15 protein-coding genes are annotated in these 18,532 nt (G+C 64.4%); 4 read left to right on the top strand and 11 right to left on the bottom strand.

The annotated features are described in order from the left end of the window. Positions 1-45: 45 nt before the first annotated feature. Positions 46-1,938 carry an archaea-specific SMC-related protein gene (locus V2L32_RS13595; protein ID WP_331232984.1) on the top strand — a complete coding sequence of 631 codons (1,893 nt, stop codon included), beginning with the start codon at positions 46-48 and terminating at the stop codon, positions 1,936-1,938. A gap of 496 nt (positions 1,939-2,434) precedes the next feature. Here the strand turns inward: V2L32_RS13595 and V2L32_RS13590 are convergent, their stop codons facing one another. From V2L32_RS13590 to V2L32_RS13550, 9 genes are all read right to left on the bottom strand, one after another. Beyond that, positions 2,435-3,136 carry a DsbA family protein gene (locus V2L32_RS13590; RefSeq protein ID WP_331232983.1) on the bottom strand — a complete coding sequence of 234 codons (702 nt, stop codon included), beginning with the start codon at positions 3,134-3,136 and terminating at the stop codon, positions 2,435-2,437. After that, entirely contained in the window at positions 3,133-4,182 is a 1,050-nt protein-coding gene (locus V2L32_RS13585; RefSeq protein ID WP_331232982.1) for an extracellular solute-binding protein, read from the bottom strand. The genes V2L32_RS13590 and V2L32_RS13585 overlap by 4 nt, the downstream gene beginning before the upstream one ends. Before the next feature lie 339 nt (positions 4,183-4,521). Then, positions 4,522-5,814, bottom strand: a complete 1,293-nt coding sequence (locus V2L32_RS13580) for a TRAP transporter large permease (protein WP_331232981.1) — start codon at positions 5,812-5,814, stop codon at positions 4,522-4,524. A gap of 2 nt (positions 5,815-5,816) precedes the next feature. Beyond that, a complete protein-coding gene (locus V2L32_RS13575; RefSeq protein ID WP_331232980.1) occupies positions 5,817-6,443 on the bottom strand; it encodes a TRAP transporter small permease in 627 nt (208 codons plus the stop codon). Positions 6,444-6,567: 124 nt separating this feature from the next. Further along, positions 6,568-7,731: a substrate-binding domain-containing protein gene (locus tag V2L32_RS13570; protein ID WP_331232978.1), complete on the bottom strand. Its 1,164-nt coding sequence runs from the start codon at positions 7,729-7,731 to the stop codon at positions 6,568-6,570. 281 nt (positions 7,732-8,012) lie between these two features. Beyond that, the gene (gene eno / locus V2L32_RS13565) at positions 8,013-9,278 is read right to left on the bottom strand and encodes a phosphopyruvate hydratase (protein ID WP_331232977.1); all 1,266 of its coding nucleotides are present in this window, start codon (positions 9,276-9,278) and stop codon (positions 8,013-8,015) included. Between the two features lie 191 nt (positions 9,279-9,469). Continuing rightward, positions 9,470-10,483: a phosphotransferase family protein gene (locus V2L32_RS13560; RefSeq protein WP_331232976.1), complete on the bottom strand. Its 1,014-nt coding sequence runs from the start codon at positions 10,481-10,483 to the stop codon at positions 9,470-9,472. Between the two features lie 145 nt (positions 10,484-10,628). Next, entirely contained in the window at positions 10,629-11,393 is a 765-nt protein-coding gene (dctP, locus tag V2L32_RS13555; RefSeq protein ID WP_331232975.1) for a TRAP transporter substrate-binding protein DctP, read from the bottom strand. A gap of 332 nt (positions 11,394-11,725) precedes the next feature. Next, positions 11,726-12,169, bottom strand: coding sequence for a universal stress protein (locus tag V2L32_RS13550; protein WP_331232974.1), 444 nt, complete (start codon positions 12,167-12,169; stop codon positions 11,726-11,728). 431 nt (positions 12,170-12,600) lie between these two features. Between V2L32_RS13550 and V2L32_RS13545 the strand changes: the two genes are divergently transcribed. Next, entirely contained in the window at positions 12,601-13,380 is a 780-nt protein-coding gene (locus tag V2L32_RS13545; RefSeq protein WP_331232973.1) for an SDR family NAD(P)-dependent oxidoreductase, read from the top strand. 71 nt (positions 13,381-13,451) lie between these two features. Further along, a complete protein-coding gene (locus tag V2L32_RS13540) occupies positions 13,452-14,318 on the top strand; it encodes a fumarylacetoacetate hydrolase family protein (protein ID WP_331232972.1) in 867 nt (288 codons plus the stop codon). Positions 14,319-14,399: 81 nt separating this feature from the next. Here V2L32_RS13540 and V2L32_RS13535 read toward each other — a convergent pair whose 3' ends face one another. After that, the gene (locus V2L32_RS13535; RefSeq protein ID WP_331232971.1) at positions 14,400-15,665 is read right to left on the bottom strand and encodes a mandelate racemase/muconate lactonizing enzyme family protein; all 1,266 of its coding nucleotides are present in this window, start codon (positions 15,663-15,665) and stop codon (positions 14,400-14,402) included. Between the two features lie 84 nt (positions 15,666-15,749). Beyond that, a complete protein-coding gene (gene xacF / locus V2L32_RS13530; RefSeq protein WP_331232970.1) occupies positions 15,750-17,201 on the bottom strand; it encodes a 2,5-dioxovalerate dehydrogenase in 1,452 nt (483 codons plus the stop codon). Positions 17,202-17,397: 196 nt separating this feature from the next. Here xacF and V2L32_RS13525 point away from each other — a divergent pair, with 196 nt between their 5' ends. Then, the gene (locus V2L32_RS13525; protein ID WP_331232969.1) at positions 17,398-18,504 is read left to right on the top strand and encodes a mandelate racemase/muconate lactonizing enzyme family protein; all 1,107 of its coding nucleotides are present in this window, start codon (positions 17,398-17,400) and stop codon (positions 18,502-18,504) included. Positions 18,505-18,532 lie beyond the last annotated feature (28 nt).

The following is an 18,532-nucleotide window of genomic DNA, read 5'->3' as shown; positions in this document are numbered from 1 at the left end:
CACGGGTTGAAAGAGTTATTACGACACGGAGTGAACGGTGGCTCGATGTCATCAGTCGATGCTGCGGAGCGTCCGGTCGCCGTCCACGTCGAGAACATCGGCGGGATCGACGAGACGGACGTCGAGCTCAGACCAGGGGTGAGCGTGCTCGCGGGTCGGAACGCGACGAACCGGACGTCGTTCCTCCGGTCGATCATGGCGGCGCTCGGAAGCGAGCGCGTCTCACTCAAGGGGGACGCGGAGGAGGGCCATGTCGAACTCACGATCGGCGAGGAGTCGTACACGAGACGGCTCGCCCGGTCGAACGGCGTGGTCTCCTTCGACGGTGAGCCCTACCTCGCGGATCCGGAGCTCGCGGACCTCTTCGCGTTCTTACTCGAGTCGAACGAGGCCCGACGGGCGGTCGAGGTCGGCGGCGACCTGCGGGAGCTGCTGTTGCGCCCGATCGACACCGAACGAATCGACGAGGAGATCGACCGGCTCCGATCCGAGCGAGAACGGGTCGACGAGCGGCTCTCCGAACTCTCGACGCTCGAGCGCGAGATCCCAGAGCTCGAAGCCGAGCGCCAACGGCTCGACGAGGCGGTCGACGAGGCCACCGAACGGCTCGAGGAGGCGCGAGCGGCACTCGATGCCGCGACCGACGAGGACACCGATACCGACGAGGATCTGGAGGAGCTGCGCGAACTCAGGCGGCGTCTCGAGGACCTCGAGTACGAGCGGGAGACCGAGAGACGGAGCCTCGACTCGCTCGAAGCCGAGCGGGAGGAACTCGGCGCCGAACTCGCGGAGCTGCCCGGGGACGAGGAGTCGGCGCTCGACGAGATGGCCTCGCGAATCGAGACGCTCCGGGGGCGCAAACGCGAACTCGACGAGACGGTCTCGCGGCTCCAGACGATCGTCCAGTTCAACCAGGAGATCGTCGAGGGCGAACGCCCCTCGTTCGTCCGGCAGATCGACGGGGAGCGACCGGTCACGGATCGGCTGGTCGAGGACGAGGAGCTGACCTGCTGGACCTGCGGGAGCACGGTCGAGTCGGCGGAGATGGAGGCGATGCTCGATCGGCTTCGCGAGCTCCGGAGCGAGACCGCAGAGCGTCGACGCGAGGTCACGGACGAACTCGACGAGCTCAGAGCCCGACGCGAGTCGCGCGCGGAGCGTCGCCGCGAGCGCGAGCGTCTCGACCGGGAGGCCGAGGAGACCGACCGGGAGATCGAGCGCCGAGAGGAGCGTCTGGCGGAGGTCGATTCGGAGATCGAAGAACTCGAAACGGAGATCGAGGAACTCGAGGTCGCCCTCGAAGCACGCGACGGCGACGAGACGTTCACCCTCCAGCGTGAGGTGACGGAAGCCGAGTTCGAGCTGCGCCGTGTGGAGAGCGAACGCGAGGCGGTCGCGGAGGAGATCGAGGAGGTCGAAGAGCGGCTGTCGGACCGGGAGACGCTCGAGAACCAGCGCGAGTCGATTCGCGAGGAGATCGAACGACTCCGCACGCGGATCGACCGGATCGAGCGCGACGCGATCGAGGCGTTCAACGAGCACATGGGGACGGTCCTCGATCTACTCGACTACGCGAACCTCGAGCGGATCTGGATCGAACGCAGGGAGGCAGCCTCGCCACGCGAGGACGCGGAGTACCTCCTCCACGTCACCCGGAGCACTGACGGCGGCATCGCCTACGAGGACGAGGTCGAGCACCTGAGCGAGTCCGAGCGCGAGGTGACGGGGTTGATCGTCGCGCTCGCCGGCGCGCTCGCCCACGACGTCGCCGAGGAGGTGCCGTTCTTGCTGCTCGACTCGCTGGAGGCGATCGACTCCGAGCGGATCGCGACGCTCGTGGAGTACTTCGACGAACACGTCCCGTACATCGTCGTCGCCCTGCTGCCCGAGGACGCAGCGGCGCTCGACGACGACTACCGCCGGATCACGGACGTGTAGCGGAACGCGGCAGGGACCATCTGAGCCGATCTCAGTGGTGAGCCCGTCGAAACAGTTTCCGTGGCGATACGTATCGACTGTCTTTTCGAACCCCCGACGATACAGTAACTGATCTTGTAATATTCATTTACTTATGTCTATCAATCATTTGGGCTAGGTCAGTTCTAGAAGTATTACCGAGTTAGTATTCACAGTCTGCTAATTGCTAGCACACTTTCGAATCTTCGTCGTCCTATAATGTACAGTCCCCCACCGATTTCGTTCGTCCGTTCGCCGCACCTGTCTTCTATACCGTTTGAGGGTTGTCGCTCGTTCGAGTGGTTCTGTCGTTAGGTTCTCTCGAGTGCGGTGGATAGGACGAAAACGATCACGAACGCTTCCACGTCGAGAACACGATCGGAAACGTACGCTAGATCGAATACTACTGTTTGTAGATGTCAAAAATTGGCTATTGGCAGAACGCGGACGGCTGCGACGCTGCCGGGATCGTACGGTATTACAGCTCGAGCGCCCCTTCGAAGACATCGTACGGCTGGTTACCGGCGACGGTGGTACGGTAGTTCCCGTCGCGGAACAGGACGAACGAAGGAGTCTGCGTCAGGTCGCTCGCGGTAGCGGCGGCTTCATCGCGTTCCATACGCTCCTCGATCGCGTCGTCGTTCCCATCCATCGCCTCTAGAACGGCGTCCGGGTCGGTGTCAGCCACGTCCGCTTCGAGGATCGCGAGGGTCCGGTTGTAGATCGAGTTCTCGTCTAAGCCGTCGATCTCCTCGTAGTAGCGGTCTTTCAGCGTCCAGAACCCGCCTGAATTCCGTCGGTGGACCGAGAACAGGGCGCGCGTCGCCGGATAGCTCCACGGTTCGGTACCGGGGGTCGCGCGGTAGAGGTAGGTCACGGTGCCGGGATCGATAGCCTCCTCGCGGAGCGTCGGAAGCGTACCCTGTGCGAACCCGGCGCATACGGGACACGACGGATCCTCGAAGGCGACGATCGTTGCATCGGCGTCCCCAACCGCGGGCCCAAGCCGGGGGCCCTCGATATCCTCGGTTGCAGGGTGATCCGATCGCGTTATCGGTGACTCCGTGTCCTCGTCTTCATCGTTCCCATCGCCGAGACACCCCGTCGTGACCGTTCCGAGTGTGACGCCGACTGCCGTCAGTACGTCGCGGCGCGATCGGCCGGCAGTCGTCCGAGTCATCCCAGCGAACTCGGTTCGATACCGGCGGCCTCTGCGGCCGACCCGTATGCATCTCGGAGGTCGTCATCGACCGCCCGTGCGGGGAAGAGCGTCCACTGGTCCGCACCCCACGTAGTTTCGACGCCGGTCCTGAGTTTGGTCGCCCAGTCGATGAACTCGAGTCCGCCGTAGGGGTTCTCTGCACCGTTCGGGATCCCGAAGGAGTTCTGGCCGTATACGACGCCGTCGTCCGGGGCGACGAACTCGGCCGATATGCCATCCTGGGAACACAGCGTCATGGTAGAGTACGGCAGCGCGGCCACGAGGAGGTCGGACCACCGAAACGCCTCGAAGGGCTCCATAAAACTGTGCCAGTAGCCCCTGACGAGTGGACGTTGGACCTCCAGCGCGTCTCGGACGACGTCGACGTCGTCGGGATCGTTCGGATCCTGGCCGGTGTACAGCGCGGCGATCTGGCCGGCCAGTACCGGGTCGGCCGGCATCGATATCTCGTTCGCGAACGATTCCTCCCAGAGCAACCCCCACCCCATCGAATCGACGTCGCGGACTTCGCCGACCTCCGTGCGGTGGTACGCGACCGCGTGCGTGAGCGGCACGTGCGGGATGCCGTAGTACTCGCCGTCGCGTTCGTAGAACTCGAGGCCGTCCGTCCGAAACTCTCGGTCCGGCGGCCAGGATGGGAGCGTATCGACGGGCAGTGGTTGCAACAGGTCGTCCCGAACGGCACGATCGAACTCACGGGGCGTCATCTGGACCGCGTCGGGCGTTTCCCCGTCCGCGAGGCGCTCGTACTGCTCGTTGGAGGGGATCGCGCTCCGTTCGATCGTCTCGAGGTCGCCCACGTGCTGAAACGCGATCGCCTGGTTGCTCCAGTTGTCCTGCCAACTCCAGAACGCGAGATCGTCACCGCCGTCCGCCGGTGGCCACTCGTCGAGATCGGCGACGGTCGGTTGTCGCCCCAGACTGATGCACCCGGTTACCCCCCCGATGCCAACAGCCCCGACGGTTCCGATAGCCCCGAGAAACCGTCGCCTACTCGCTAACATACAACACGGTTAGGGGTCGAAACGGCTTCAATCTAGGGGGCGTGATTCTTCGGACACTGCCCCGGTATGACCTCGCGATGTGAATCTCGGGTCGAAACATCCAGGAGGAGGAACACGGGAAACGAGTCTCCAGACGGAGAGACGACGACGGCAGAACGACCATGTGACGAGGACGGTCTGTTCGAGGCCGTCAGTGATGCGGGAACGTTGACTACCTCGTCGATCCGTATCCATCGCCGGGCGTGACGAGCGAAATCGACCAGAAGAGTGGGTGAGACCGCTCCGTTCGCCGGCCAGGGAGGGGAGAGATCGGGGTCGTTCGTTCTCGTTCCGCGTCGATTACAGATACCCAAGCGTCTCTGGCAGCCAGAGCGTCAGTTGTGGGAAGTAGATGAGCAACGCGAGCACGATGATATCGACCACGAAGAACGGGACGATCTTCTTGGCGATCGGCCAGACGGGGACGCGTGACACGCTCGAGGCGGCGAACAGGCAGATGCCGACCGGGGGCGTGATGAGCCCGAAGTTCAGCGTGACGATGAACATGATCCCGAACTGGAACTCGTGGATACCGAGGACCTGGGCCATCTCGTGAATCGTCGGAGCGAGCATGATCGTCGCCGCGCCGATCTCGAGCCACGTACCGACGAACAGGAGTATCAGGGAGATGATGATCATGAACCCGAGCGGCCCCAGACCGAGGGCGGCGACCCCCTCTGCGAGGTCACGCGTGACCCCTTCTCGGGCGATCACCCACGTCAAGATCATCGCGAACCCGATGATGATGTACAGTTGAGCAGTCCGTTCGAGCGTCAGCTCCAGGGCCTGTTGCAACCGCTCGTACGTGAGTGATCGGTAGACAACGGTCCCGAGGAAGAACGCGTACGCGGAGGCGACCGCAGCGGCTTCCGTCGGGGTCATGTACCCCCCCGTGATGCCGATCAGGATTATCGCGGGCATCGTCAGCGCCAGCAGCGAGTGAAAGATCAGCGCCGGGTACTCTTTCCGTGTGACCTCGACTTCGTAGCGCGGCAGGTCCTTACGGACCGCGATGACCGAGATGAGGACCATGATCGACAGGCCCAGGATGAGCCCGGGAATGATCGCGGCTGCGAACAGCGCACCGATCGACGTCTGGGTCACGGCACCGTAGATGACGATGATGATGCTGGGGGGGATGATAGGTCCGACCAGTGAGGAAGCAGCCGTGACTGCCGCGCTGAAATCCCGATCGTAACCCTCGGCGGCCATCGACGGCACGAAGATCGAACCCAGTGCCGCGACGTCCGCGACGGCCGCGCCCGTGAGGCCGGAGAACAGGAGACTCGCGACGACGTTCGCCTGGGCGAGGCCCCCCCGGACGCGGCCGACGGTGACGTTGGCTGCTTCGATGAGACGTTCGGTGATTCCCGACTGGTTCATCAACTCGCCCGCGAGAAGGAAGAAGGGGATCGCCAACAACACGAACCGGTTGAGCCCCCCGAACGCCCGTGAGATCCCGGTGACGAGGGACTGGTCGGCGATCAACAGGAAAACGAAGCCGACCATCCCGAGCGTGAACGCGATCTCCACTCGTGAGAAGATGAACACGAGCAGGAGGACCATTAGCCCGAGCAACAACATCGTATCCATCGTCAGTCGGCCCCCGTTTCCACTTCGACGGCACCGTATCGCTGGGAGTAATCCTCCCTGAGCTGTTCGGGATAGTAGTTGATCTGAAGGAGCTTCGAGAAGGCAGCCAGAACGAACAACACGCCACTGATCGGGAGGATGATATAGACCCAGAACATGTCGAGTCGCCACCCCGACGGAACGAACGGGAGGAGACCGAAGAAGTGGTGCAGCGAGGTGGAGTACGAGCGGAACCCGGCGCCGTACGCGTACTGCCACCCGTAGTAGGTGTACGCGAGCGCGAACCCGCCGATGAGGATGAGCTGGAGCGATCTGATGCGGCGTCTCATCCTGAGCGGGAGCTTCTCGAAGACGAACTCAACCTGGAGGTGGGTGTCGCTCCAGACCAGCGCGCATAGCATGAGCAGCGACGCCCAGATCCCCAGATACGAGGCGAGTTCGCCACCCCACACCGGGATCCAGTTGAACAGGTATCGTGTCACGACCTGGAACGTGACGAGGATCGCGAGTACGGCGAGTATCGTCTTCCCGACCGTCCACAGCGCCGCCTCCAGCCGATCCATCGTCTCGAACCACCACTCCAGGTGGCGATCGTACCTGTCGAACACCGCCCGGACGGTTCTGCTCAACGGAGTGAGCGCCCTATCGATGTAGGTATCTACGTACTCGATAACAGTGGTAGGTGTTGACATGTGTGCCGTGATCTAGTACTCCGGACGAACACTACGAGCTATTCGTATTCAGTCTTTCCTCCTACGTCTCCGGTGCGATCTCCGGATCGTAGCCCAGTTCCTCCATCGCCGTCTCGATTGCTTCTTCCTGATCGTCGATCAGGCCGGCGTCGGACACCTCCTCTTCGATGATCTCGCCGACCGGCCCCTGGGTCATCTCCTGCATCCGTTCGTGGTCCTCGGGCGTCGGCGAGGTGATCGTCATGTCGTACTCCTCCTCGAAGACGGTGAGCAACTGGACGCGCTGGAGCCGGTTGACCTTCCGGGCGTGGTTGCCCGCGTACGCACCGGCAGTTCGAACGAGGTGCTGATAGGTCGGGTGGAGGTCCTCCCACCACTGGTTGGAGGCCAGCGCGAAGTTGATCGAGTAGACGTGCAGGGTCAGGTAGAGGTACTCCTGGACCTCCTGGAGGTTCTCCAGTGGGATCGTCGGGACCGCGTTCTCCTGTCCGTCCACGACACCCGTGTCCAGCGCCTCGTAGAGTTCGGTCCAGTCGATCGGCTCGGCGGACGCGCCCAGCGACCGCGTGATCTCCAGGTGCGCTTCGATGTCCATGTTACGGAAGGACTGTCCCTCGAAGTCATCGGGCGACTCGAGGGGCTGGCTGGACGTGTAACAGCGCATACCGCCGTTGTCATACCAGCTGATCGGCGTGACGTCCATGTCCTCCGCCATACTCTGGCGCATGCCGCGACCGAAATCGGTGTGATCCCAGACGTAGTTCGCGACGGTGACGTCGGGATACGCGAACGGCATCCCGATCACGTTGATGTCCGGCCAGAACGGTGCGACGTGTCCCTCGGCGATCCCCGCCGCGACCTCGATGGCGCCCTCCTGGGCCTGCTCGACGGACTCGACGTCGCCCGCGAGTTCGCCCGCCGGGGCGATGTCGACCTGGAACCGTCCGTCGCTCCACTCGTCCATTAGCTGCTGGAAGGTCACCGCCTGGCGGTGGTTGTGGAGTGAGATGTCGGGTGCACCGAGGTGGTGCCAGACGATCTCTTCCTCCGGCAGGTCGTCTGGGTCGTCGACTTCCTCGGCGTCGCCGTTGGCGTCATCGTCACCGAAACAACCGGCGAGACCCCCCATCGCGGAGACCGCACCGAGCGCACCGGCCGCTTTCATGAAGGTCCGACGCCCCGAACCGCCGTCGGATCGGTTCGGGTGCCTGTCTGTGTGAGACATACACGCACCGCAATGATTCAGAGGCATATATATTTTACCTAATTGTATTGATAATTAAACGAGACGCCGGTAGCCGGACCGTACCAGCGAATCGGCGACTGTCGACCACCAGATTCAGCAGTTCCGAAAGGTCCGCGAGCTGACGACAGCGAGCCTTCGCGGGGCCATCGATACGGTGAGATCGGCCTACACACGCCGAGTTCTTACAGGGAGGAGAGGTGCGAACGAACTACGGGAGAACGACCGTGGATCTCGACGGGAGTCATCGTAACCGCCACCGTCTATCCCCCACCGACGGCTACGTTCGGGCCGAGTTCGCGTTCGATCTCGAACAGTCGATTGTACTTCGCCAGCCGTTCCGATCGTGCGAGAGAACCGACTTTCAGGTGCCGGGACCCGTACGCAACGGCGAGATCGGCCAGCGTAGAGTCACACGTCTCGCCCGACCGGGCGGAGACGATCGTCGATAGACCAGCGTTCTGCGCTCTCTCGAGAACCTTCGTCGTTCGAGTTAGCGTTCCCGCCTGATTCATCTTCACGAGAACCGACGTGGCGGCTTCTTCGTCGATCGCCCGGTCTACCCGGGAGTGATCCGTGACCAGCAAGTCGTCACCGACCAGTTGCACGTGAGCGGGAAGTCGGTCGGCGAGGGAGCGCCATCCCTCCCAGTCGTCCTCGGAGAGCGGGTCCTCGAGTGAAACGATCGGATACGTCTCGACCCATTCGAGCAATCGAGCTATCATCCCCTCGCGCGAAAGCGAGTCGTGTTCGGTTTCTAAGTCGTAGCGCTCGGTACCGGGATCGTAAAAATGCGTCGCGGCGACGTCGACAGCGATCGCCATCCCGTCGATGGCGGGTACGAACCCAGCGGCGGAGATCCCGGCGCACAGCAGCTCGAACGCGTCGGTTATCCGGTCGAACGGAGGGGAAAATCCCCCTTCGTCCGCGACCAAGGGCCGGGTACCGGTTTCCGCGATTCGTTTTTCGACGCACCGACGAACGTCCCAAACGGATTCGATCGCTTCGCTGTACGTCTCTGCAGCTGTCGGGAGAACCAACAGATCCTGAACAGCGATGCCGCCGTGGGCGTGCAGCCCGCCGCTCACTACGTTCACCATCGGCCGAGGGAGCGTCTCCGGGTTGCTCGGTGTGAGATACTCGTACAGCGGCTCGCCCCTGGCGCTGGCCGCCGATCGGGCGACTCCTCCTGAAACCGCGAGTAGGGCGTTCGCACCGTACGTCGAGAGATCGTCGGTTCCGTCGGCGGCGACGAGCAGTGCGTCGATTCTCTCCTGTTCGGTCGCGTCGTATCCGACGACGGCTGGCGCGAGCTCCTCACGGACCGCACGAACCGCTCTGGAGACACCCATCCCCCCGAATCGATCGTCTCCATCCCGTATCTCGACCGCTTCGTGAGTTCCGGTACTGGCTCCGGAGGGCACAGTGAACGTTCCCGAGCCAGTCGTCGTCTCTACTCGAGTCCTGACTGTCGGAGTTCCTCGAGAGTCCAGGACCTCCCATGCATCGATAGATTCGATCGTCGGCATGTGGCCAGTTCGGATGTTCAGTATGTAAACCTGGCTTCCGAGTGTACCAGATCTATCACATCAGGACAGCACCCCCGTTCGGGGTCGCGGTCCAAACGGATCGGTCCTCGGTTCGAGCCGACGCGGAACGTCGACTGCATCTCGGTACTCGTTTTCGATGACCGCCCGCATCCGGGCACTCGGATGTTCGGTCACGCACGTTCCGCTCGCAGGATCGTTTCGAACTCCCGCAGATCCCGTGCCCTCTCGACGAGCGCCCGTTTTGCGACCCGCCTCAAGGTCCCTTTCGTACGCTCGCGAGTCACGTACTCGACCGGCGATTTCCCGTCCACTCGCGCCAGCATGAGGACACCTAACTGCTCGATCGTGTCGGCCTCGATATCCCACGAGACGGCCTCGTCGTACGCGCCGAAAAACTCCCCGGCCGCGTCGTGGTATGCGGCGGCCTTCTCGGGGTTATATATCGATTTGATAAACAGGTGATTGAGCATGAACGCCGTGTCGAACGCCGGGTTCCCCCGATGAGCGACTTCGAAGTCCAGAATCCAGACGTGGCCGCCGTCTCGATCTTCGACGAGGACGTTCTTCGGGCTGTAGTCGCCGTGAACGAGCGTCCACCTGGACTGGAGTAGGTTTTCGGTCGCCTGGCCGACGTACTCACTCACGTCCGGATGTCGATCCATGACGATCCGATGGTAGGGGTCGATTCGAAGCTGAACGAACGGCAAGACCTCTTCGAACGGTGCAAGTAGTTCCGGATCCGTCGCTGCCTCCTCGTGGACGGTACCGAGAACCCGACCGACCTCACGGGCGACACCACAGTCGATCGTCCCCTCCAGGAGGTCTTCTTTCCACATTCGTGCGTCGGAGGAGGCACACTCCATCCCGACGATGTGATTGTCCCGGTCTTCGAACAGAACACCGGGTACCGTCGCAGCGAGCTCCGTGCCATCGAGGATCGTTTCGAACACACGGGTCGCCGCTGCTTCGTTGTGGACCCGCTCGACGTCCGCAGGCCAGTCCTCCGCGACGTCGAGGTCGGGGAGGGGTTGTTTCAGGACGAGGCAATCACCACCGACTCTGGCCATGATAACGTGGTTGGAGACGCCACCGCCCAGCCGAGTTGCCGTGACGTCCGTGTCGGCTGCGTAGCCCGACTCGATCAGATACTGGCGGACGGTTTCTAAAGACAGATCAAAGGTCATAGCAGCGATGAGTACTACCGGAGTATAAATCTTGAATCGGTACAGCAGGAGGAGAGAGCGACGCGCGTCGTTTCCACCAGCGACCGGAACGAGTCGGATAACCGCGACACCCGGCGTCGACCGAACGCCTCTACCGAGGTCTTCGCTACATGCCGAGTGCTTCCTCCGCTTCGTCGGCAGCGGTCAGTAGCTCGTCGATGAGCCCCGGGTCGTCCACGATATCCTCGATAACGTCGATGACTGGCTCCTGGGTTATCTCCTGAAACTCTTCCATCTCGTCCTCGGTCGGTTCGTACACTTCGACACCCGCATCCTCCATGATCTCGATCCCGTGGTTGCGGAGGAGTCGATTTACCCGCTCTGCGTCCCTCACGCCGAGCGTCATCCCGTGTTCGACCAGCTCCTGGTAGGTCGGGTGGAGGTCGTCGTACCAGTCGCCGTTGGCCAGCGTCATGGTGAGGCTGTACACGTGATGATCGAGAATGAAGTAGTCCTGTACCTCCTGGAGACTACCTGCGAGGAACGTCGGGATCGCGTTCTCTTGCCCGTCGACGACGCCCGTATCCAGTGCCTCGTACAGTTCCGTCCAGTCGATAGGGTCCGGATTCACCCCGAGCTGTCTGGTTATCTCCATGTGGGGTTCGATGTCCATGTTCCGGATGGACAGTCCCTCGAAGCTCTCGGGACCAGTGAGCGGTTCGTTGGCGCTGTAATCGCGAAACCCACCGTTGTCGTAGTTACCGATCGAGACGAGGCCGAGTTCGTCGCGGATGCCCTCTCGAAGTGTGTCGCCGAACTCGTGTTGAAACACGTAGTTGGCGACGTCGATGTTCGGAAACGCGTACGGGACCGAAATCGCGTTGATGTTCGGGTAGAACGGTGCGAGATGACCGCCGGCGACTTTGACCATCTCGAGGCGCCTTCACGGTCCTGCTCGATGGACTCGACGTCGCCCGCGAGTTCGTCCGCTGGGGCGATGTCGACCCAAAATCGCCCATCAGTCCGCCTCTCCATGAACTCCTGGAACGTCACGGTAGCCCGGTGGTCGGCCGATCCGAAGCTCGGGTCGAGGAGGTAGGTTTCGACCAGCAACGACTGCGGTAAGTCCCGGCCGACGTCTCGGGGGCCGTGTCGAGGGTTACGGCCGTCGTAACATCCGTCGTTCGACGATCGCGAGGCTCCGTGCCCTCCGCTCTCTCGTCGACGACGGCCACGTTCTCGGTGTCGGCCCACCACCGTCCGTCACTCCTCGAGGAGAACGGTTACGGGTCCGCCGAAACCCAGGACGACCGACTGCGCGACGTCCCCGAAGATGGCCTTTCCCGTGGGAGAGCGTCGTCGTCCGACGACGAAGACGTGATCGCAGTCGAGGCGCTCGGCCTCTGAGAGGACGTCTTCAGGGACGTCCCCGACGAGTCCGATCGCCTCGTAATCGATCTCCAGATCGGACAGTACCTCCTCGGCGACGGTCGACGCGTTCTTCCTCGCCGCCTCGGCCACCTCCTCCGGACTCTCCGATCGTCTCCCGACGGTAGACCTCCGTTGTACGTCTCCTCCGTACTCCGCCGCGTCGACGATTTCGAGGACGAACAGTTTCGCCCCGACGCCTCCCGCGAGGGATCCCGCTTCGGCGAGGAGACGTCTGTCGGTATCGGTACCCGATACGAGTGCCAATGCTCGATCCATGCCGTACTTCTCTCGTCGAATCCACTTAACCTCGGGTGGAGGCGTAGATTTCCGGCGGTCGCTTCGACGTCGGGCTGAATCCCCGTTCGACGGTCGTATCCGGCACCCATCACCGCTTTCGACTCGCGGATACTTCGTAGAAAGCGCGTCTGTTCCGCCTCGCCCCCGTTTATCGTACGAGACCGTGCCGTCGACACGCCCCGCGATCGACGCAAACGCTACGGACGCCTCGAAAAGCGGGTAACTATCTCCGTCGATTCGGGCGGCTCGCTGTGACGACAGCGGACGACGCTTCGGTAGCGTGGACGACCTCCCAGTACCGACCGCTCTCAGACATATCATCGATACCGATTCGAAGCCAGTAGCAACGGGTGAGGCCACCGGATGGACGAATGAGAAGCAGCTAAGGAGAACCCACACCCTTCGGAGGCATGGTCGACTACGAACACGAGCCGGTTTCGGTCGCTGGTAAACGAGCGGTCGTGATCGGTGGAACGAGCGGCATCGGACGAGGGATCGCCACGGCGTTCGCCGCGGACGGGGCTCGCGTCGTTCCGACGAGCCGGAGCGAATCGCGTGTCGAGGTGACGGCGGACGAACTCGCGGACCTCGGCGCCGAGACGGTTCGGGCCACCTGTGACGTCACCGATCGCGAGTCGCTCGTCGCGCTCCGCGATCGGGTGGTCGACGAGTTCGGGGGCGTCGACATCCTCGTCAACTCGCCGAGCGCCATCGCGCGGAAGTCGCTCGTGGAGGTGACCGACGAGGAGTGGGATCGGGTGTTCGACGTCCAGCTCGACGGCCCGAGGCGTGCGACCCAGGTGTTCGCCGATGCGCTGACACGTGGGGGTGTCGGGAGTATCATCAACATCTCCTCCGCCTCGTCGGTGACGGCGATCGACGAGCTGGCGGCGTACTCCGCCGCGAAAGCGGGAATCGACGCGCTCACGCGCGTCAGCGCCCGAGAGCTCGCACCGGCCGTCCGGGTGAACGCCATCCGTCCGGGGTTCATCGTCACCGAGCAGACGAGAGGGACGTACGCGCCCGGGACCGACCGGTACGAAGCGGTCACCGAACGGACGTACGAGGATCGGATCGGGGAACCCGTGGACATCGGCGGGGCCGCGATCTATCTCGCCTCGGACGCCTCACGTTACGTGCGGGGGGAGATCCTGACCGTCGACTGTGGGTTCATCCAGTCCGCGCTCTGATCCACGGAGAGCGCATCCTCCCGACTCCACCAGAGATAGATATTTGTGATAGCGGTAACATCAGTTCGGGTATGCGTTACTACCAGCAGGGCGTGGGCCACCCACCGCGTCTCGTCGCCACGAACGGACGGGAGGCGTACGACCTCACGAGTACGAACGCCGGACTGGACACGTTCTTCGACCTCGCACGGGCGGCGCGCATCGCGAAGGAGCCGATCGACGAGATCGTAGCACGCCACCTCGACGACGCGACGGCCGTCGACGAGCCGGCTGGCGGCGGGCTGTCGCTGCCGGTCGTTCCGGCGGAGGTGTGGGCCGCGGGGGTGACCTACGAGATCAGCGAGGCCGCACGCGAGGCCGAGAGCGGGATGCCCGAGATCTACCTTGACGTCTACGAGTCCGAGCGCCCGGAGATCTTCTTCAAGGCGACCCCCTCGCGGATCGTCGGCCCCGGAGAGGCCGTCGGCGTGCGTTCGGACTCGGAGTGGAACGTCCCCGAACCCGAGTTGGGTGTCGTCCTCCTCGGCGGGGAGGTCGTCGGCTACACGATCGGCAACGACGTGAGCAGTCGGTCGATCGAGGGGAGGAACCCGCTGTATCTCCCGCAGGCGAAGGTCTACGACCGGTGCTGTTCGCTCGGCCCGGCGGTCGTCTCCGCGACCTCGATCGGGGATCCCCACGACCTCGAGATGTCGATGACGATCACCCGCGACGCCGAGGTGGAGTACGAGGAGTCGACGAACACCGGCGAGATGGTCAGAACCTGCGACGAGCTCGTCGAGTGTTACACGGCCCACCAGGCGGTGCCCGAGACGGCGGTCCTGCTCACGGGCACCTCGCTCGTCCCGCCCGAGTCGTTCACGCTCCGCGAGGGCGATCGCGTCTCGATCGAGATCGAGGGGATCGGGACGCTGGAGAACGACGTCGTCGACGTCTGATTCTTCGCTGCGTTCTCGACGGCTCGTAGCAGGCCCAGCCCCCTGGCGAGCGTACTCCCGTAGTATGTTCCGGTTCCAGTCTCACGGCAGTTCGAGCCGGTCCTGTCCAGGAGCCAGCTCTTCGTTCACCCGGTCGAGGTTCAAGTCGACGCCCAGCCCGGGCGCTTCGGGGACGTCGATCGTGCCATCGGTTATGAGCGGTTCGTCGTTCGTGTGGAGGTCGTCCCACCACGGCACCTCGCGGGCGTGGTACTCGAGGGCGAACGCGTTCGGCACCGTCGCCGCGACGTGGACGCTGCCCATCGTCCCGATCGGCGTCGAGATGTTGTGCGGGGCGACGGGGACGCCGTAGGCGTCGGCGAGCGAGGCGATCTTCCTGAACTCGAGCAGCCCGCCGCACTTCTGGATGTCCGGGGCGATGACGTCGAGCGCGCCCGCCGTCAGGAACGGGACGAACCCCTCCACCCGGACGAGGTTCTCCCCCGCGAGGATCGGCGTCGACGTGAACTCCCGGACCTCCCGATGGGTTTCGGGGCTCTCGGGCGGCACCGGGTCCTCGAGCCAGTCGAGCTCGTACGGTTCGAGCCGCCGTGCGATCTTCTTCGCGGTCTCGACCGAGAAGTTCCAGTGGAGGTCGAAGCCCAGGACCGACTCGTAGCCGATCTCCTCCCGGACGGCCTCGACGATCGCGACCTTGTGGTCGATCGCGGCGTTCGAGAGCCGCCTGGTCGCGGTGTCGGCGGGAGCGACCTTCACGTCGAGGTCGAACTTCAGCGCCGAGTACCCCTCGTCGACGACCTCGCGTGCCGCCGCCGCGTACGCCTCCGGCGAGTAGATCTCCCTCGGATCGAGCGTCGTCGCGCCCGCGAGCGCCTCCCCGGCGTGGCAGTCGGCGTAGATGGTCACCTCGTCGCGGTACTTGCCGCCGAGCAGCTGGTAGACCGGGAGGTCGGTGAGCTTCCCCACGGCGTCCCACAGCGCGATCCCGATCCCACTGACGGCAGCCTGCGCGTACCCGCCGGTGCCGCCGAGCCCCGAGACGAGCTGGGTCATGTGCTCGACGAGCCGGTCGACGTCGAACGGGTTCTGGCCGATCAGCCCCGGTTCGAGGAACTCGACGAACTCGACTGCCGGTCCGGTAAAGGCCTCGCCGAGGCCGTAGACGCCGGCGTCAGTGTGGACGACGAGCAGGTTCCACGGGAAGTTCCCCTCCACGACGACGCAGTCGATCCCGGTGATCGAGACGTCGCGGTCGGGATCCCGGCGTTCACCCTCTAACCGGAGGTCGCGCCACCCGATGCCACCTTTCATCTCCGCGACTAACCTTCGGTACTTCGAGTCCGTCATGACGACGCCTCGGAAGGGGCGGGTATAACGGTTCGGGGAACGGACTCCCTCCCGACACGACGGTCGGTCGAGGACTGTCTCGGTTCAGTAGTTATGATAGACCGTCTTCGTGATCGAGAAGAAGTCGTAGCCCGCGTCGCCCTGTTCGCGGTAGGTCTCCGAAGACGAGTCCTTGAACCCGCCGAAGGGTACGTGGAGGTCGAGGCCGGTCGACTTCTCGTTCACCTTCACGACCCCCGCCTCGATCTCGTCGACGAACCGGCCGATCTCCTCGTTGCTGTCGCTGATCACGCTCGCCGAGAGGCCGTAATCGACGCCGTTGGCGACAGCCATCGCCTCGTCGAAGTCGGAGACGGCCATCACCGCGACGACCGGCCCGAACACCTCCTCCTGACCGAGCGTGCTATCGGGATCGACGTCGGTGACGACCGTCGGCTCGACGAAGAAGCCGTCCTCGTACCGGTCGCCGTCGGGCGTGCCGCCGCCGGTCTCGATCGTGCCGCCCTCCTCCTCGCCGATCTCGACGTACTCGAGCGTCGACTCGAGTTCGCTCTCGTCGACCTGCGGGCCCATCCCGTAGCCGTCGAGGCCGGGACCGATCTCGATCGATTCGGCCTCCTCGACCAGCGCCGAGACGAACTCGTCGTGGACGGACTCGTGGACGATCGCACGCGAGGTCGCGGTACACGCCTGGCCGGTGACGCCGAAGCCGCCGGCCGCGACTATCTCGGCGGCATCGGATGGATCGGCCGACGCACAGACCACTGCTGGATTCTTCCCGCCCATCTCCGTCTGGACGCGCTTTTCCTCGTCGGTCGCGTCCCCGTAGACCCGCTTTCCGACGTCGGTGCTGCCGGTGAACGAGACGGCGTCGACCGCGTCGTGGGTGGTCAGCGGCTCGCCGAGATCGCTCCCGGAGCCGGTGAGGAGGTTCAGGACACCGTCGGGCAGGTCCGCGGCGTCGACACACTCGGTCAGCTTCGTCGCGATCTCGGGAGTGAGCGTCGCGGGCTTCCAGACGACGGCGTTGCCGGCGGCCAGCGCCGGTGCGATCTTCCAGGCGGGGATCGCGATCGGGTAGTTCCACGGCGTGATGACGGAGGCGACCCCGATCGGCTCCTCTCTCGTGTACAGGCGCTTGTTCCGACCGCTCGGCTGGCGCACCTCGCCGCCGCGGTCACGGGCCTTCTCGGCGTAGTAGTAGAAGATGTCGACCGCGCGGCCGACCTCGCCGGCGGCCTCGGGCCGCGCCTTCCCCTCCTCGCGGACGAGCGTCTCGGTCAGCTCGTCGCGCCGCGAGTCGAGTTCGGCCGCGACCCGCCGGAGGTACCCTCCCCGCTCCGGCCCCGGCGTGGTCGCCCACTCCTCGCTCGCGGCGTCGGCCGCCTCGACCGCCCGTTCGGCGTCCGTCGCGGTCGATCGCTGGTACTCGCCGATCACGTCGCCCGTGTCGGCCGGGTTCGTACTCTCGAAAGTGTCTCCGCCTTCGGAGTCGCTCCACTCGCCGTCGACGTAGTTCTGACGGAACTCGCTCATGCAGGCCGCCCTACGGGTCGAACGGTTAGGGGTGTTACGGTCGACCCCTCGTGATCGTCCGTCGTCGCCTCCTCTCCGGGCCGACCGTCCTCGATCGGTTCGTGCCGCCGCTCTCGGTCGGAATCGACTCCGGGGACCGGGTTCGACCGGGGGGTCCCCTAGCTTCTTACCGCGTGGGCGCCACCTCGCGGTCGAGATGGAGATCACCGACGTGCGCGTCGAGAAGTTCTCGGTCGAGCTCGACGAGCCGAAACGGACCTCCGCGGGTCGCGAGTTCGACGTCAGACCCGCTGCGATCACCGTCGTCGAGACGGACGAGGGCGTGACCGGGATCGGCGAGGGCTACGGTCCGAACCCGCATATCGTCGAGACGGTCGTCGAGGAGAAGTACCGACCGCGACTGCTCGGCGAGGACCCGCGCGATCGCGAGCGGCTCTGGGACGACATGCTGATCCTCGACACGTACTGGGATCGGAAGGGACAGGGCGTCGCCGCCGCGAGCGGCGTCGATATCGCGCTGTGGGATCTCGCGGGGAAACTGTACGACGAGCCGCTGTACCGGCTCCTCGGCGGGGACGTCGGCGGCGAGGGGAGCGTGAAGGCCTACGCCTCTGACCTGTTCTGGGACGACCCGGAGGTCATGGCCGAGCGCGCCGCCGGGTACGTCGATCGGGGCTACTCGGCCGTCAAGGCCCACCTCGGGCGTGGGCTCGAGGCCGACGAACGGCGCGTCGAGGCGATGACGGGGGCGATCGGCGACGCGCACCTGATGGTCGACATGAACTGCGGCTACGATCGGGCCGACGCGCTCCGCGTTGGGCGGATGCTCGATCGACACGGCGTCTACTGGTACGAGGAACCCCTCTCGCCGTACGACGTCGAGGGCCACGCACACCTCCGGCGGAAGCTCGACACGCCGATCGCGACCGGCGAGAACGAGTTCACGAAGTGGGGGTTCAGGGAACTGTTCGAGGCGGAGGCGGTCGACTACGCGATGCCCGACGCTATGCGCTGTGGCGGGATCACGGAGACGAAGAAGATCTGTGCGACCGCGGCGTCGTTCAACGTCACCTGCACGCCCCACAGCTACACGACTGGCGTCGGGCTGCTGGCGACGTTACACCTCCTCGCGAGCACACCGAACTGCGAGTGGTTCGAGTTCGACGTCACCGAGTTCCCGTTGCTCGAGGCGTTCTACGCGGAGCCGCTCGAGATCGGCGAGGGACGGGTCTCGCTGCCCACGACGCCCGGGCTGGGCGTCGAGCTCACCGAGGAAGTCGTCGACGAGTACGGGATCGAGTGAGCGAGCGCCGAAGCGGTCGCGGGAGAGC

The sequence above is a fragment of the Halalkalicoccus sp. CGA53 genome (assembly GCF_036429475.1).
GTDB lineage: Archaea > Halobacteriota > Halobacteria > Halobacteriales > Halalkalicoccaceae > Natronorarus > Natronorarus salvus.
Note: the sequence above shows the minus strand (reverse complement) of the source record. Positions and strands in the feature narration are given on the sequence as shown.

Bases quoted from the DNA above. Each gene is read 5' to 3' on its own strand.
- V2L32_RS13595 (WP_331232984.1), top strand. From the start codon at position 46: ATGTCATCAGTCGATGCTGCGGAGCGTCCGGTCGCCGTCCACGTCGAG.
- V2L32_RS13590 (WP_331232983.1), bottom strand. From the start codon at position 3,136: ATGACTCGGACGACTGCCGGCCGATCGCGCCGCGACGTACTGACGGCA.
- V2L32_RS13585 (WP_331232982.1), bottom strand. From the start codon at position 4,182: ATGTTAGCGAGTAGGCGACGGTTTCTCGGGGCTATCGGAACCGTCGGG.
- V2L32_RS13580 (WP_331232981.1), bottom strand. From the start codon at position 5,814: ATGGATACGATGTTGTTGCTCGGGCTAATGGTCCTCCTGCTCGTGTTC.
- V2L32_RS13570 (WP_331232978.1), bottom strand. From the start codon at position 7,731: ATGTCTCACACAGACAGGCACCCGAACCGATCCGACGGCGGTTCGGGG.
- eno (WP_331232977.1), bottom strand. From the start codon at position 9,278: ATGCCGACGATCGAATCTATCGATGCATGGGAGGTCCTGGACTCTCGA.
- V2L32_RS13560 (WP_331232976.1), bottom strand. From the start codon at position 10,483: ATGACCTTTGATCTGTCTTTAGAAACCGTCCGCCAGTATCTGATCGAG.
- dctP (WP_331232975.1), bottom strand. From the start codon at position 11,393: ATGGTCAAAGTCGCCGGCGGTCATCTCGCACCGTTCTACCCGAACATC.
- V2L32_RS13550 (WP_331232974.1), bottom strand. From the start codon at position 12,169: ATGGATCGAGCATTGGCACTCGTATCGGGTACCGATACCGACAGACGT.
- V2L32_RS13545 (WP_331232973.1), top strand. From the start codon at position 12,601: ATGGTCGACTACGAACACGAGCCGGTTTCGGTCGCTGGTAAACGAGCG.
- V2L32_RS13540 (WP_331232972.1), top strand. From the start codon at position 13,452: ATGCGTTACTACCAGCAGGGCGTGGGCCACCCACCGCGTCTCGTCGCC.
- V2L32_RS13535 (WP_331232971.1), bottom strand. From the start codon at position 15,665: ATGACGGACTCGAAGTACCGAAGGTTAGTCGCGGAGATGAAAGGTGGC.
- xacF (WP_331232970.1), bottom strand. From the start codon at position 17,201: ATGAGCGAGTTCCGTCAGAACTACGTCGACGGCGAGTGGAGCGACTCC.
- V2L32_RS13525 (WP_331232969.1), top strand. From the start codon at position 17,398: ATGGAGATCACCGACGTGCGCGTCGAGAAGTTCTCGGTCGAGCTCGAC.